15 protein-coding genes and 1 pseudogene are annotated in these 14,623 nt (G+C 59.7%); 7 read left to right on the top strand and 9 right to left on the bottom strand.

Features of this window, described 5'->3' with window-relative positions:
• Nucleotides 1-56: 56 nt before the first annotated feature.
• Together ACF0H7_RS21640 and ACF0H7_RS21635 are read left to right on the top strand one after the other, a co-directional pair.
• A pseudogene (locus ACF0H7_RS21640) lies at nt 57-1,166 on the top strand (HAMP domain-containing protein); the annotation flags it as partial.
• Nucleotides 1,146-2,027: a methyl-accepting chemotaxis protein gene (locus ACF0H7_RS21635; protein WP_397453977.1), complete on the top strand. Its 882-nt coding sequence runs from the start codon at nt 1,146-1,148 to the stop codon at nt 2,025-2,027. The pseudogene ACF0H7_RS21640 and the gene ACF0H7_RS21635, both read left to right, overlap by 21 nt.
• Before the next feature lie 750 nt (nt 2,028-2,777).
• Here ACF0H7_RS21635 and ACF0H7_RS21630 read toward each other — a convergent pair.
• Nucleotides 2,778-3,971 carry a benzoate/H(+) symporter BenE family transporter gene (locus tag ACF0H7_RS21630; protein WP_397448901.1) on the bottom strand — a complete coding sequence of 398 codons (1,194 nt, stop codon included), beginning with the start codon at nt 3,969-3,971 and terminating at the stop codon, nt 2,778-2,780.
• Nucleotides 3,972-4,070: 99 nt separating this feature from the next.
• Entirely contained in the window at nt 4,071-4,547 is a 477-nt protein-coding gene (locus ACF0H7_RS21625; protein ID WP_397448900.1) for a MarR family transcriptional regulator, read from the bottom strand.
• Nucleotides 4,548-4,629: 82 nt separating this feature from the next.
• Here ACF0H7_RS21625 and ACF0H7_RS21620 point away from each other — a divergent pair, with 82 nt between their 5' ends.
• The 3 genes from ACF0H7_RS21620 to ACF0H7_RS21610 are packed head-to-tail and all read left to right on the top strand — an operon-like array spanning nt 4,630 to nt 6,851.
• Entirely contained in the window at nt 4,630-5,796 is a 1,167-nt protein-coding gene (locus tag ACF0H7_RS21620) for a PLP-dependent aminotransferase family protein (RefSeq protein ID WP_397448899.1), read from the top strand.
• A 34-nt stretch (nt 5,797-5,830) separates the two neighbouring features.
• Complete coding sequence (locus tag ACF0H7_RS21615; protein ID WP_397448898.1) at nt 5,831-6,433, top strand: glutathione S-transferase family protein; 603 nt, start codon at nt 5,831-5,833, stop codon at nt 6,431-6,433.
• A gap of 40 nt (nt 6,434-6,473) precedes the next feature.
• Nucleotides 6,474-6,851, top strand: coding sequence for a lysozyme inhibitor LprI family protein (locus ACF0H7_RS21610; RefSeq protein WP_397453975.1), 378 nt, complete (start codon nt 6,474-6,476; stop codon nt 6,849-6,851).
• A gap of 103 nt (nt 6,852-6,954) precedes the next feature.
• On the opposite strand, the gene ACF0H7_RS21605 is transcribed toward ACF0H7_RS21610, so the two are convergent.
• From ACF0H7_RS21605 to ACF0H7_RS21585, 5 genes are all read right to left on the bottom strand, one after another.
• Complete coding sequence (locus tag ACF0H7_RS21605; protein ID WP_397448897.1) at nt 6,955-7,320, bottom strand: glutathione S-transferase N-terminal domain-containing protein; 366 nt, start codon at nt 7,318-7,320, stop codon at nt 6,955-6,957.
• Nucleotides 7,321-7,384: 64 nt separating this feature from the next.
• Nucleotides 7,385-7,930, bottom strand: coding sequence for a GTP cyclohydrolase I FolE (folE, locus tag ACF0H7_RS21600; RefSeq protein WP_397448896.1), 546 nt, complete (start codon nt 7,928-7,930; stop codon nt 7,385-7,387).
• A gap of 428 nt (nt 7,931-8,358) precedes the next feature.
• Nucleotides 8,359-8,916 (bottom strand): Smr/MutS family protein, encoded by a 558-nt coding sequence (locus ACF0H7_RS21595; protein WP_397448895.1) that lies wholly within the window; start codon nt 8,914-8,916, stop codon nt 8,359-8,361.
• Nucleotides 8,917-9,022: 106 nt separating this feature from the next.
• Nucleotides 9,023-9,343 carry a hypothetical protein gene (locus ACF0H7_RS21590; protein ID WP_397448894.1) on the bottom strand — a complete coding sequence of 107 codons (321 nt, stop codon included), beginning with the start codon at nt 9,341-9,343 and terminating at the stop codon, nt 9,023-9,025.
• 205 nt (nt 9,344-9,548) lie between these two features.
• Complete coding sequence (locus ACF0H7_RS21585) at nt 9,549-10,145, bottom strand: cysteine hydrolase family protein (RefSeq protein WP_397448893.1); 597 nt, start codon at nt 10,143-10,145, stop codon at nt 9,549-9,551.
• A gap of 236 nt (nt 10,146-10,381) precedes the next feature.
• Between ACF0H7_RS21585 and prmB the strand changes: the two genes are divergently transcribed.
• Nucleotides 10,382-11,290 carry a 50S ribosomal protein L3 N(5)-glutamine methyltransferase gene (prmB, locus tag ACF0H7_RS21580; RefSeq protein WP_397448892.1) on the top strand — a complete coding sequence of 303 codons (909 nt, stop codon included), beginning with the start codon at nt 10,382-10,384 and terminating at the stop codon, nt 11,288-11,290.
• A gap of 119 nt (nt 11,291-11,409) precedes the next feature.
• On the opposite strand, the gene ACF0H7_RS21575 is transcribed toward prmB, so the two are convergent.
• The gene (locus ACF0H7_RS21575) at nt 11,410-12,222 is read right to left on the bottom strand and encodes a hypothetical protein (RefSeq protein WP_397448891.1); all 813 of its coding nucleotides are present in this window, start codon (nt 12,220-12,222) and stop codon (nt 11,410-11,412) included.
• A 114-nt stretch (nt 12,223-12,336) separates the two neighbouring features.
• A complete protein-coding gene (locus ACF0H7_RS21570) occupies nt 12,337-13,341 on the bottom strand; it encodes an alpha/beta hydrolase (RefSeq protein WP_397448890.1) in 1,005 nt (334 codons plus the stop codon).
• Nucleotides 13,342-13,508: 167 nt separating this feature from the next.
• On the opposite strand from ACF0H7_RS21570, the gene aroC reads away from it, so the two are divergent.
• Nucleotides 13,509-14,600, top strand: a complete 1,092-nt coding sequence (aroC, locus tag ACF0H7_RS21565) for a chorismate synthase (RefSeq protein WP_397448889.1) — start codon at nt 13,509-13,511, stop codon at nt 14,598-14,600.
• The last annotated feature ends 23 nt before the right edge of the window (nt 14,601-14,623 follow it).

Here is a 14,623-nt window from a genome sequence, read left to right as displayed (position 1 = left end):
AATGGCTTTTATCAATAGCCTGATTATCTTTGGGATTCGCACGGGGATTGAGCGCTATGATTTCGGCCATACAAGCACGCTTCGCCAACCTCGGAATGGCGAAGAAGTTGGGGGTGGGGTTTCTTCTGGTGTTGCTGTTGACCGCGTTGGTGGCGGCCATCGGGGTCTGGTCGTTGCAGACCATCAGCCTGCGCTTCAACGATCTCAAGCAGATGTCAGCGCTCAATAGCGGTTTGCTCAAGGTGCGTTTGCAGGAGCAGGATTACGCGCTGCACAGTGATCCCAAAGTGGTCGAAAGCCTGCACGCCAGCGTCGATGCCTTGCAAGCTCTGGCGGAGCAACTCAAGGGTAAGTCAGCGGCCAATCAGAACATGATGACTCAGGTGCAAACCGCGCTGACGGCCTATCGCAAGTCCTTCGATCAATTCGTCGAAATCAGCCAGAGCAAGGACCTTGCCCTGGACATGGCCAGTTGGTCGGTGTCCAGCGTGGCCAATAACCTCGACGTGCTGCAAGCCGGCCTGTCCGATGACGGCGCTTATGCGCTGAAGGACTCCCAGGGACAGCAGGGTGCGGAATTCCTTGAGCAATCGAATCAGGTAGCCCAGGTGTCGCGGCTGATGCTGCAGGCCATGGACGAGGCGCGGGTGCGTCTGGACCAGAGCCGCAAGCGCGGTTCGGGCGATGCGCCGAAGGAAGGCAAAATCGAACAGGCCGACCAGGCGGTGGGGTTGGTCAAGCAACTGCAGAGTGCGGTCAAGGATGCCGGTTATCTGACCGTCTTGGCGGAAGTCGGGACCCATATCAGTAACTTCACCGACAAACTCACTGAATACACTGGCCTGCTGGCCAGTGAAGCGCAGGTCAACCAACAACTGGCGGACAACGCCAAACAAGTGGTGCAGAAGGTCAACGAAGCGTACGACGCGCAAGATCAGGCGATGCAGGCAGAGCTGAAGGCTAACTCGCTGCAAATCATTGGTTCGTCGATTTTGGCGTTGCTGGTGGGTTTGATCGCGGCCTTGGTGATCACCCGTCTGATCGTGGCCCCGCTGCGCAGCGTGATTCTAGTGGCGCAGAAAATTGCCGCTGGCGACTTGACCGCCACCGTCGAAGTCAAACGCCGGGATGAAATTGGTCAGCTGATGCTGGCGATGCAGCAAATGGGCGCGGGACTCAGCGGCATCGTCAGTGGATTGCAGGCCGGGATCGAGCAACTGGCGACGTCGGCCCATTCGTTGTCGGCCGTCACCGAACAGACCAACATGGAAGTGAACAGCCAGCGCGAAGAAACCGAGCAGGTGGCGACCGCCATGAACCAGATGACCGCCACCGTGCACGACGTCGCGCGCAACGCCGAAGAAGCGGCACAAGCGGCGCAGACTGCCGATGACAAGGTCGAAAGCGGGCAGAAAGTGGTGCGCCAGAGCATGCAGCGGATTGAGGCGCTGGCGGCCTCGGCGACGTCTGCCAGCCACAGCATCGAAAACCTCAGTGCCGAGATCCAGAACATCGGTCAGGTGTTGGGGGTGATAAAGAGCGTTGCCGAGCAAACCAACCTGTTGGCGCTCAACGCGGCGATCGAAGCGGCCCGGGCGGGTGAACAGGGGCGTGGGTTTGCCGTGGTGGCCGATGAGGTGCGGGCGCTGGCCAAGCGTACGCAGACCTCTACCGAGGAAATCGAGCGTTTGGTGGTCAGCCTGCGCAACGGCGCCCAGGCATCTGTGTTGCAGATTCAGAGCAGTGGCGAATTGGTGAAGATGGCGGTCAGCGATGCGCTGCAGACTGAGAGTGCGCTGGGTAGTATTGCGTCGGCGGTGTCGATGATTCAGCAGATGAATCAGCAGATTGCGGCGGCGGCTGAAGAGCAGAGTTCAGTGGCGGAAGAGATTAACCGGAGTGTTACCAGCATCCGGGCCAGTGCTGATCAGTCGGCGGTGGCGATGCAGGGGAATGCGGCGTCGAGTATTGAGCTGGCGCAGTTGGGGACTGAGTTGAAAGGGATGGTGGGGCATTTTCGGTTGTGATGTTGGTTGGGTGTACATATCCGTTTTTTGCGTTTAGCTGTTAGTACGGTTCCGCTCTTACAGCGGGTCACTTTTTCAGACGCCAAAAAGTAACCAAAACGCCCTTCCCCGCCATCCGGGTCCTCGCTGTGGCTCGGACTGCCCTCACTCCGGTCCTGTTCCGGGGGCACGCCGCGACCCGCCATCCCTGGCGGGGGTCGCGGCTTGCTCGACATCCATGTCGAGCATCCCCCGGAACAGGACCTGCGTTCGGCCTGCTGGGAACGGGGCGATAGTGGGTTTCGTCAGGGATATCGCCAAGATCAAAAGCAAACGCTCATCCCTGTAGGAGCTGCCGAAGGCTGCGATCGACCGGGCACCGGTCGCCGCGATTCAATGGCATTCGCAGCCTGCGGCAGCTCCTACAACGACTGTGTTCACAAATAAACCTGAGTGTATTGAATCCCGAGGTCGGGAGAGGCCCCGTTGTCAGGAGGCTGAACGCAGGCGATGTTCCGGGGGACGCGAGGCATGGATGCCGAGCGAGCCACGACCCCCGCCAGGGATGGCGGGTCGTGGCGTGCCCCCGGAACAGCGCCGGAGTGAAGGAACGCCGAGCCTAAGCGAGGGGCCGTATGATGGGGCAAGCGTTTTGGTTCCTTTTTGGCGTTTGAAAAAGTGACACGCTGTAAGAGCGTAACCGTACTACGGGTTAAACGCGCAAACGGATATGTACTCTGAGCCCCCAGTAATCAGCCAAGAAACCCAGACCTACCCCTTACGCCCATTCAAAATCATCAAGGTCACCACCCCCGCCACAATCCCCCAAAACGCCGAACCAATCGAGAACAGGGTCAAGCCCGATGCAGTCACCATAAAGGTGATCAACGCCGCCTCACGCTCTTTGGGCTCGGTCATGGCCACGGTCAGACCGTTGACGATCGATCCGAACAACGCCAGTGCAGCGATCGACAGCACCAGTTCCTTCGGCAGCGCCGTGAACAGAGCCGCCAGCGTGGCGCCGAACACCCCGGCGATGGCGTAGAAAATCCCGCACCAGACCGCTGCCGTATAGCGCTTGTTGCGGTCCTCATGAGCATGCGGCCCGGTGCAGATCGCCGCGCTGATCGCCGCCAGGGTGATGCCGTGTGAACCGAACGGCGCCAGCAGCAACGACGCAATGCCGGTGACCGAGACCAGCGGCGAAGCGGGGACCGTGTAACCATCGGCGCGCAGGACCGCAATGCCGGGCATGTTCTGCGAGGTCATGGCCACCACAAACAGTGGAATGCCAATGCTGATGGTCGCGCCCAGGCTGAACGACGGCGTGGTCCAGACCGGTGTCGCCAGCTCCAGGGTGAAGCCGCCGAAATTCAGTAACCCGAGCAGGCCCGAGATCACCGTGCCGACGATCAACGCTGCGAGCACCGCATAACGCGGCGAGACACGTTTGATCAGCAAATAACTGAAGAACATCGCCAGCACCAGGCCGGTCCGGTGTTGCGCGGCGACGAAGATTTCGCTGCCGATCTTGAACAGGATCCCCGCCAGCAAGGCCGCCGCCAGTGACGCTGGAATTTGTTTGACCAGGCGTTCGAAACTGCCGGTCAGGCCACACACTGCCACCAGCAACGCACTGGTGATGAAGGCACCAATCGCCTCGCTGTAGCTGACACCCGGCAGGCTGGTGATCAACAGCGCCGCACCGGGGGTCGACCAGGCGATGCTGACCGGCGTGCGGTAGCGCAGGGACAGGCCGATGCTGCAAATCGCCATGCCGATGAACAGCGCCCAGATCCACGACGAAATTTGCATGTTGGTCAGGTGAGCGGCCTGGCCGGCCTGGAAAATCAGCACCAGTGAGCTGGTGCAACCGGTCATCATCGCAATGAACCCGGCGACCACGGCAGACGGTGAGCTGTCGGCGAGGGGGCGCAGGCGGGCGGGGGTGGTGGCGTCGGTCATGTGGGAGTCCTTAACAACATCCGGTCGTGGTTCAAGCCTAAACCCTGTGGTTACCGAATGTTGCGATACAGCGACTCACGTAATCAGCCGTACAGTCGTTTAATCGCCATCCGACTGCTCGGGGGCGATCAACAGGCCGGGCTGGCGCGTCTGCCCCAAGGCCTGATTGACCGCCAGCCAGCCATTCACCGCGGTTTCGCCAGCGTCGGCAAAGACTCGTTGCAGCAGTTTTACCTGTTCGCGACGCAGTGATTGTTCAAAGGCAGTGCCGTCAACGGTCAGCCCCAACAGGCGTTTACGCTTGTCCTCAGCCGGGGCGACGCTCTGCACCAGGTCCATTTCAATCAGCTGTCGCAGCGGCGTGTTCAGCGCTTGTTTGCTGACGTCGAGCACGCTCAGTAACTCTTTGACACTCAATTCCGGATAGCGCGCGATGAAAAACACAATGCGCTGATGCACGCGACTGAGGCCGCGCCGCTCTAGCATTTCGTCGGCTTTGGCGGTAAACGCCTGATAACCGAAGAAGAACGCTTCCATCGCCGCTTGCTGCGTCGCTTTGTTTTTAAGGTCAAGCATGTTGACGTATCGGCTCGTGATGTCGTAGTTTCGGTCAAGCAGTTTGACCTATTTCCAGTTATGTTCGCTACGGGTGATCAGCATGGCTTTCTCCGAACGTGTGTCGCGCCTCAAAAGCTCCCTGATTCGTGAAATCCTGGCCGCGGCCCAGCGTCCGGAGGTGATGTCCTTCGCCGGTGGCCTGCCAGCGGAAGCGATGTTGCCCGAGGTGGAGTGGGCGCAGATGCCGCGCACCCTCGGCCAGTACGGGATGAGCGAAGGCGAGCCGGCCTTGCGTGAGGCGCTGGCCGCCGAGGCCCGTACGTTGGGCATTGCCTGCGAGGCCAGTCAGGTGCTGATCGTCAGCGGCTCGCAACAGACCCTCGATTTCGCCGCCAAGCTGTACATCGATAACGGCACCGAGGTGCTGCTGGAAGCGCCGACTTACCTGGCGGCGTTACAGACTTTTCAACTGTTCGGTGCCGAGTGCATTACGGTGCCACTAGCGTCGGAGGGGCCGGACCTGATCGCCCTGCGTCAGCGATTGGAGCAGCATCAACCGGCGTTCGCCTACTTGATTCCAACCTTTCAGAACCCGTCGGGTGTGCGCTACAGCGAAGCCCGCCGCGATGCGGTTGCGGCGTTGCTCGATGAGTTCGGTGTGACCCTGATCGAAGATGAACCCTACCGTGAACTGAATTTCGATGGCGGTGCCGCTACGCCTATCGTGAGTCGTTTGAAAAAAGCCAGTTGGATCTATACTGGCACCGTCTCGAAAACCCTGATGCCGGGGTTGCGGGTGGGTTACTTGATCGCGACACCGGATCTGTTTCCACACTTGCTGCGTCTTAAGCAAGCCGCCGACCTGCACACCAATCGCATCGGCCAGTGGCAGGCGCTGCAATGGATCGGTACCGAGCGTTATCGCCAGCATTTACTGGAGCTGCGCGTGTTTTACCGCGATCGTCGCGATGCGTTCGAAGCCGGGTTGCAGCAACATTTCAGCGACCTTGCCGAGTGGAATTGCCCGCAGGGTGGTCTGTTCTTCTGGCTGACGTTGAAGCAGCCGCTGGATACCCGCACGTTGCTCAAGCAAGCGCTGGATCAGGACGTTGCGTTTATGCCCGGAGAGCCGTTTTTCGCCGATCCTGAGGCCAACCTCGGTTATCTGCGGTTGAACTTCAGTCATATCGACCCGCTGCGTCTGGGCGAGGGTTTGCAACGATTGGCGGCCGTGATTCGCCAGGCAACGATTGCCGAAGCGGCGTGATGACATCGAAGAATTCGGAGAGGGGAGAAGGGCGATGTACAAGGTTTACGGCGATTACAACTCAGGCAACTGCTACAAGGTCAAATTGATGCTCAACCTGTTGGGCGTGGAGTATCAGTGGGTGCCGGTGGACATCCTCGGCGGCGAAACCGAGACCCCTGAGTTTCTGGAGAAAAATCCCAACGGCAAGATCCCGGTGCTGGAGCTGGAAGACGGCACCTGCCTCTGGGAATCCAATGCGATTCTCAACTTCCTGGCCGACGGCAGCCGTTACCTGCCCGGCGAACCGCGCTTGCGTACGCAAGTGTTGCAGTGGCAGTTCTTCGAGCAGTACAGCCACGAGCCTTACATTGCGGTCGCGCGGTTTATCCAGTTTTACCTTGGCCTGCCGGAAGAGCGCATGGCCGAGTACCGCAAGATGCAGAAAGTCGGCTATCGCGCGCTGAAAGTCATGGAGCAGCAACTGACCCGCACCCCCTTCCTGGTGGGCGACAGTTTCTCCATTGCCGACATCGCGCTGTTCGCTTACACCCATGTCGCCCATCAGGGCGGCTTCGACCTCGAACCCTATCCGGGGATTCGTCAATGGCTGACGCGGGTCACGCAACAGCCCGGTTATGTCGGCATGCTCGACTGAGCCGTTATAGATAACAGGAGTATCTGCTGTGCGTCATTGGATGATGGTATTTGTGGCAATGGGCCTCGGCTGGGCGTCGATGCAGACGGCCAGTGCCGAGGACTGCGATGCCAATCAGGCGGCAATGAATGCCTGTGCCGGCAATCAGTTGAAGGCGCTGGATGCTGATTTGAACAAGCAGTATCAGGCGCAGATGGCCTACTTGAAGAACCCGGTACAGAAACAGGCGCTGAAAAACGCGCAACTGAAGTGGATCGCGTTCCGTGATGCCGATTGTTTGTATCAGGTAGGCAAGCCCGAGGACTCAGGCTCGATCTGGCCGTTGTTGCAGGCGCAATGCCAGGCGGCGTTGACCAAACAACGGGTGGAGCAGTTAAAAACGTATGTGGCGTGCCGGGCGGACGGTTGCCCGAACTGAGCAAGTCGTCATTGTAGGAGCTGCCGCAGGCTGCGAATTGCCGCGCTGAAGGTCGTTCCGACCTTATCCCAGCCTTCGGCAGCGCCTACAAGACGTCGGTATTTCAGGCCGCTGCAAAGCGCTGTTGCAGGTAGTCGATAATGACCTTGGATTCATACATCCATACGGTCTTGCCATCTTCTTCAATCCGCAGACAAGGTACTTTGACTCTGCCGCCTTCGCTGAGCAGGGTCTGGCGATCCTGTGCGTTGTTCTTCGCGTCGCGCAACGCCACCGGAACATTCAGACGACGCAAGGTACGGCGGGTTTTCACGCAGAACGGGCAGGCGTGGAACTGATACAGGGTCAGGCCCTGGGCGGATTGTTCAACCGCGGCCTGAGCGGCTGAGGTGCGCTTTTTCTTGCTCGGGCGGGTAATGAAATCGATAAGGAGGACGAGCTGGCCCAGGCCAACTCTTAAAGCCTTCATGAACACAGTAAAGCCTCGTAATAGGGGATAAGTCAGGCGCCGGTCATGGCGCCCGAACAGCCGATCACTTGATCAGGCTGAGGAACTCGCTGCGGGTGGCGGCGTTTTCGCGGAACTCACCCAGCATCACCGAGGTGATCATGGCCGAATTCTGCTTTTCGACACCGCGCATCATCATGCACATGTGCTTCGCTTCGATCACCACGGCCACACCCAGAGCACCGGTCACCTGCTGGATCGCTTCGGCGATCTGGCGGCTGAGGTTTTCCTGGATTTGCAGGCGGCGGGCGTACATATCGACGATCCGCGCGACTTTCGACAAGCCGAGCACTTTACCGCTTGGAATGTAGGCGACGTGAGCCTTACCGATAAATGGCAGCAAATGGTGTTCGCACAGCGAGTAAAGCTCGATGTCTTTGACCAATACCATTTCGCTGTTGTCAGAACTGAAGAGGGCACCGTTGGTGACTTCTTCCAGGGTTTGCTCATAGCCGCGGCAGAGGTATTGCATGGCCTTGGCCGCACGTTTTGGCGTGTCGATCAAACCTTCGCGAGAAACGTCCTCGCCGAGCTGACCCAATATCTCGGTGTAATTCTGTTCCAGTGTCACAGGGCTGTGTTCCGTGTGGGGGCAATAATGGGGCACATAGTAGCCTACGCGTGGAGTCAGGTGTATGGCTTAGGGCCGGGAATACGTCCGGCACCCATCCGTGCGTGACATTTTGTGCAGTGAAATCAAGTCTTTACAAAACATTTACAGTCTTCGTTCAGCTATTCATTGGTGTTCGCGGTCTGAAGTATTAGGTAACAAATACCTGCCGTGAAGAGAGTGAATGTATGAGTCGAATAGTGAAAGTGGCGATCGTGGTTGCAATTTTGTCGTCTATGTCGGGCTGTTTCTTCGGGCCTTGGCACGACGGTCGGGGACATGACCATCGTTACTATGACGGCCGGCACTACTGATCACAGGTGATTCAGGCGGGCCGTCAAGCGCCCGAATCTGACTGACTGCAACACTGGAGGCCGCGGCGAGAGTAACTACTCGTCGCGGCCTTCCATCATGGTCCTTTTGAGCATGACGTACACCGCCCCGGCGCCGCCATGCTTGGCCAGGCACGAGGTAAAGCCCAGCACATGCGTGTGCTGACGCAGCCAGGTATTGACGTGGCTTTTGATCAGCGGACGCTTGCCATCCAGGCGCACGGCCTTGCCGTGGGTCACCCGCACGCAACGGATTTCCAGTTTGGTGGCTTCGGCGAGAAATTCCCAGAGGACTTCCCGCGCCTTCTCCACGCTCATGCCGTGCAGGTCCAGACTGCCCTCGAAGCTGATTTGTCCCAGCTTGAGTTTGCGCATCTGACCTTCTTGAACCCCATCCCGCGCCCACTGCAGTTCGTCTTCCGGACCTACGTCGATGACGAATTGGTCGGACAGGCCGTCGACGGTCACTGAATCTGTGCGCACGGTGGCCGCCTGGCGCAGTTTGGCCAGGTGCTTGCGGTCGGCCTTGGGTTTGCCCACGTCGGCGTGCACTTGTTTAAGTGGCTTTACGCCGCGAATCTCGTTCTTGAACAGGGAAAAATCGTCGTCTTGCATCTAAGCCTCCGCGCAGGAGGGCTAGTTTACCCAAGTCACGCCGTACCCGGCGCGACTAAAACGTAATTGACAGGCCTGGCAGCGGCTTGAAAGAGGGTGAGGGGCGTCAATCGTGCTTTTTCATCAGGTGCGGTGCCATGTTCAGCTCATTGCGCCGACGCAGCCCGCGACGGCAGAGGCGCCACAACCAGACCCCGAGGTAGGCGATCACCACGCCGAGCACGATCACCACAGCGGCGCCGCCCGCGCTGGCATTCAAATCCCCCAGCGCGGGTGGATGGCCGATCAGGCTGGCAATGCCGGCCATTGCCAGCAAAATCCCGCCGGCCGCCAACAGGGCCGCAATCATTGCGCCAAAGCGCATCCGCCAGTTGCGTGGGCCTTTGGGGCGCAAGCGACGAGCATCGAAACCATCGGATATCTTCATTCCGATTTCCTCTAAGAGTACCGGCGCTCTGACCAGTATATGACCCTGTGGTTCCCATACCGCGGATTTCAAAAGCAAATGCGAGTGATTAATGGATGGGCGGTTACAGAGGCGTTGCTTGAGGCGGGTGGTGCTGGTGCGTTGCAGGAGCTGCCGGGGTGGTGAGGGCGTTACGCGTCTGCGTCACGCGGCCACTTACGGTGGGTCAGCTGCTGATCAAGTCCTTGGTCAGGGCCAGGGTGGCGAAGTTGTCGGCCATGATCGCCATTTCAGTCTGTTGTACCACTTCGGCGCTGATCACTCCGTGTTTGCTCGGCAGGTCGCGGGTGGCGCAGGCGTCTTCGACCAGGGTACAGCGATAGCCGTAATCCTTGGCGGCGCGCACGGTGGTGCTGATACTCGAATGGCTCATGAAGCCGCAGACGATCAGGTCCAGATGGCCGAGGGTCTGCAGCAGACTGTCGAGGCCGGTGCCGTTGAAGGCGTTGGGCAGGCGCTTTTCCAGCAGGTGTTCTTCACCCTGGGGCAGCAGTTGCGGGAGCAGTTCACCGCGCTCGCCTTGTGGGTCGAACAGACCGCCGACAGCGCCAAGGTGACGAATATGGACAATCGGCCGATTCGCCGCGCGGGCCGCTTCGACCAGTTTGCAGATATTGGCGACCGCTTCGTGAACACCGGTCAGCGCCAAGGGGCCGCTGAGGTATTCTTTTTGCGCGTCGATGATAATCAGGGTGGCATGGCTAAAAGTCGCCTTGGCATAGCCACGGCCACTGAGTTGAAACATCGTTTTTGGATCAGACATCTGGGGCTCCTTTGAGTGGGGCTTTTGCGGCATTGTCCACTGCCTGAGCGGTTCTGTGAATGGCCATGCGTGCACGCGGCGTGGTTGTTGGTCTGCAAGCCAGACGACCCGGCGCGGCGAGGTGCATTGTGCCGGAAATCGTCGCCTCGTCGGCTAAAATGTTCGGCGGTTTCAAGCATCGTTTGTTTGCGTCATGGCTGTTAGAATCGCCCGTCGTTTTTTAAGGAGCCGAACCTGTGATCACTTCCCGCCTGCGCACCCTGCGCGACCATATCCGTTGGGCCGTCAGTCGTTTCCACGGGGAGGATCTGTTTTTCGGGCATGGCACCGACAACGCCTGGGACGAAGCCCGGCAATTAGTGCTCGGCGCCGTGCACCTGCCATGGGAAATTGCCGACAGCTACCTGGACTGCCGTCTGGAAGATGACGAGCTGGCGCACTTGCAAAATCTGCTCAAGCGTCGCATCGACGAACGCGTGCCGACCGCTTACCTGTTGGGTGAGGCGTGGTTTTGTCAGCTGTCGTTTATCGTCGATGAGCGGGTGCTGATCCCGCGCTCGCCGATTGGCGAACTGATCGAAAACCGTTTTGAACCCTGGCTGGCAAATGCCCCGGCGCGGATTCTCGACCTGTGCACCGGCTCCGGTTGTATCGGTATCGCCTGTGCCTTCGAATTTCCTGAAGCCGAAGTGGTGCTGGCTGATTTGTCCTTCGAAGCACTGGAAGTGGCGAACCAGAACATCGAGCGGCATGAGTGCGAGGACCGGGTCTACACCGTGCAGGGCGATGGTTTCGACGGTCTGCCAGGGCAGCGCTTCGACCTGATCGTGTCCAATCCGCCGTATGTCGATGCCGAAGACTTCGCCGACATGCCGGACGAGTACCAGCATGAGCCTGAGCTGGCGCTGGCCTGTGGCGATGATGGTCTGAATCTGGTGCGACGCATGCTCAGCCAGGCTGCCGGGCATTTGACCGAGAAGGGTTTGTTGATCGTAGAAGTCGGCAACAGCCAGATTCACGTCCAGGCGTTGTACCCGGAAGTTGATTTTGCCTGGCTGGAATTCGCCCGTGGCGGGCATGGCGTGTTCATGTTGACCGCGGAGCAATGCCGCCAGCATCAGGCGTTGTTTGCTTCTCGGGTGTGATCAGGTGCTGACTCACACTCTGTAGGAGCGAACTTGTTCGCGAGGCGGCATGTCTGTCGCACCGCGCTGGATTGCTCGCCAACGAGTTGGCTCCTACAGGGGAATTCGACCAGCCTCGCCTAGCGGTGCGTCGCAATCCAGATCAACAACCCGGCCTGAAACACCGCAAAGGCCACCAGGCAGGAGATGGTGAAGCGCAAGCCGCTGTCTTCGCGTTTGAACTTGGTCACCACTTCCTGCTGCTGACGCGCCTTGACTTCATGTTCCAGCAGGTTCTGCTCCGCCTGTTGCAGCATGTTGGCGGTGTCGAGAACTTCGAGGATCTGCACTTTTTCGGCGTTCCAGCTGCTTTTCAGCTCGGCCACTTGCACGCCTTTGACGGTGCCCTTCATGTGCTGGGCATCGGCGTAGACCACTTCAAAGCCCTGGGTGCGCAGGAAGTGATCGCGGCGCAGGCGGGTGTCTTCGTTCAGCGCATCTTTGCTGGCCAGGGCGAATTCATCGATGAAATAGCCGGCCCACTTTTTCTGCACCCAATGCACGCCTTGGGCAATCAGGAAGCGGCCGATGCCACGGTTCCATGGCTCGATCAGCAGTCCCGCTTCGGCACCGATCTTCACCCGACGGGTTTTGTGGTCGACCCAGACATCGAGAATGTTCTGTTCCCTGCGTACCTTTTGTCCGGGCAACTGAATGTTCATGCGTAGCAGGCTTTGCTCTTTGCCGTTGCGCTCGGCGCGGCCGAACTGGACGAAGCGCAACGGACGACCGCCGGTCGCCCGGTCGGTCTGCAAGGGCGCCAGGCGCAGCATCTGGAAGTATTCCGGCTGTACATCCGCCCACGGCAGAGCAGCGGCCTCCGAAGCAGCTTTTTCGGGGGCCTCTGTGGTGGTGTCGGTGTCAACGTCGGTCAATGCGTGTGATTCGGTCATAGCGGCAGTCCTGTGGCCAGGCATTAGTCAGCAAGCGAGCAAACTCGGTGCCAGTAATGTGGTATCGGCCGTTTTGATCAGGACTGAAGGGGGCCGTCTGTAGGCCCGTTCCGGTTATGCCGCAGGCAAGGTCTCAATAAAGTGCAGGATTCGAGTGGAAAGCTCGCTGGCCAGCGGTAATTGAGGGTCCTTGTATGACGCTAACTGACGTTTTAGGTCATTCGGGACAATGCGCAGTACGTGGTTCATGCCATCGATCAGCGCCAGTTCCGCGTCCGGTTTTGCCGTGTGCAGCAATTCTGCGTCGCCGACCCCGACCTGCATGTCATGCCGACCCTGGATAATCAGCGCGGGCACCTGGAGTTTGCCGAAGGCGGCCGCCGGGTCCTGGCGAAACAGCGAAATCAGGTACGGCTGCACGCTGGGGCGGAACACCACCTGAAGCGGTGCGGGGACGTTGTCGTCGGTATGCCCGGCTTTCAAGCTATCGATCAACTGATCGCTGCGTTGCAGCAGGGCAGGTGGCAGGCGGTATTGCAGTTGTTCGCGGATGACCTGATCCACCGGGCGCCCGGTGCCGGCAATCGAGATGACCGCCGCAGCCCCGGCCTGTTCGGCGCTGAGCGAGGCGACCAGCGCACCTTCGCTGTGGCCCAGCACAATCAGCGGCCCGAAGCGTGGGTCTGCCTTGAGTTGCTGGCCCCAGGCGGCGGCGTCGGCTACGTAGCGGTCGAGCGTCAGATTGCGTTCGTCAGGGGTCGCCGCCGTGCTGGCCGCCACGCCGCGCTTGTCGTAGCGCAGGCTGGCGATGTTGTGCTTGGCGAGAATTTTCGCCAGACGTTTCATGCTGTCGTTTTGTCCGCCGTCCGGGTTGTTGCCGTCGCGGTCGGTGGGCCCGGAGCCAGCGATAATCAACACCACAGGCACCGGCGTGTCGGACTTGGGCAGCACCAGCGTGCCGAACAGCTCGCCGGTCCCGGTGTCCAGCGTGACAGGGCGTTGCAGGATGACTGTCGGTGGGACGGCGCCGGAAGGCTCAATTGAAGCCGCCTGAACGAAGCCGGTAAGCAGCGGAACGATCACGATAAACGCTCGAAGTAGGACGGTGACTCGAAACATCAGAAGGCCATTTTCAACAAGAGTGCGGGTTGGACGCATCCTTACGCATAAGGTTCGTTATACGCTTGATGGATGAACTACACGAGCAGCCTGCGTATACTGGCGCACTGTAATTTGACTGAATATTTCCAGCGTTTGTTTTGGCTGATTTTTCGCGGAGCGTCCTGATGTCCGGCAATACCTACGGCAAGCTGTTCACTGTTACCACGGCTGGCGAAAGCCACGGCCCAGCGCTGGTGGCGATCGTCGACGGCTGCCCGCCGGGCCTTGAAATTTCGGTTGAAGACCTGCAACGCGACCTCGATCGGCGCAAGCCTGGCACCAGCCGCCACACCACTCAGCGTCAGGAAGCCGACGAAGTCGAAATCCTCACCGGCGTGTTCGAGGGCAAGACCACCGGCACCCCGATTGGCCTGCTGATCCGCAACACCGATCAGAAATCCAAGGATTACTCGGCGATTCAGGACCTGTTCCGCCCGGCCCACGCCGATTACACCTACCACCACAAATACGGTGCCCGCGATTACCGCGGCGGCGGCCGTAGCTCGGCCCGTGAAACCGCCATGCGCGTGGCTGCCGGCGCCATCGCCAAGAAATACCTGGCGACCCTGGGCATTCAGATTCGTGGCTACATGAGCCAGTTGGGCCCAATCGAAATCCCGTTCAAGACCTGGGAGTCGGTGGAGCAGAACGCGTTTTTCTGCCCGGATCCGGACAAAGTGCCGGAACTGGAAGCCTATATGGACCAGTTGCGCCGTGACCAGGATTCGGTCGGCGCCAAGATCACCGTGGTCGCCGAGGGCGTCATGCCAGGCCTGGGCGAGCCGATTTTCGACCGACTGGACGCTGAACTGGCCCATGCGCTGATGAGCATCAACGCGGTCAAGGGCGTGGAAATCGGCGCCGGTTTCGCCAGCATCGCCCAGCGCGGCACCGAGCACCGCGACGAAATGACCCCGGAAGGTTTCCTCACCAACAACGCCGGCGGCATTTTGGGTGGTATCTCGTCGGGGCAACCGATCATTGCGCATCTGGCGCTGAAGCCGACCTCGAGCATCACCACGCCGGGGCGTTCCATCGACGTGCATGGCAACCCGGTAGAGGTGGTGACCAAGGGTCGTCACGACCCGTGCGTTGGCATCCGTGCGACACCGATTGCCGAAGCGATGATGGCGATCGTGCTGATGGACCATCTGTTGCGCCATCGTGGCCAGAATGCCGATGTGCGGGTGTCGACGCCTGTCCTGGGCCAGTTGTAATGCCCGATGGCGGTGACGCGGCC

This window comes from Pseudomonas sp. NA-150, assembly GCF_044336365.1.
GTDB lineage: Bacteria > Pseudomonadota > Gammaproteobacteria > Pseudomonadales > Pseudomonadaceae > Aquipseudomonas.
The sequence above is the reverse complement of the archived record's forward strand: the minus strand, read 5'-3'. Positions and strand labels throughout refer to the sequence as shown.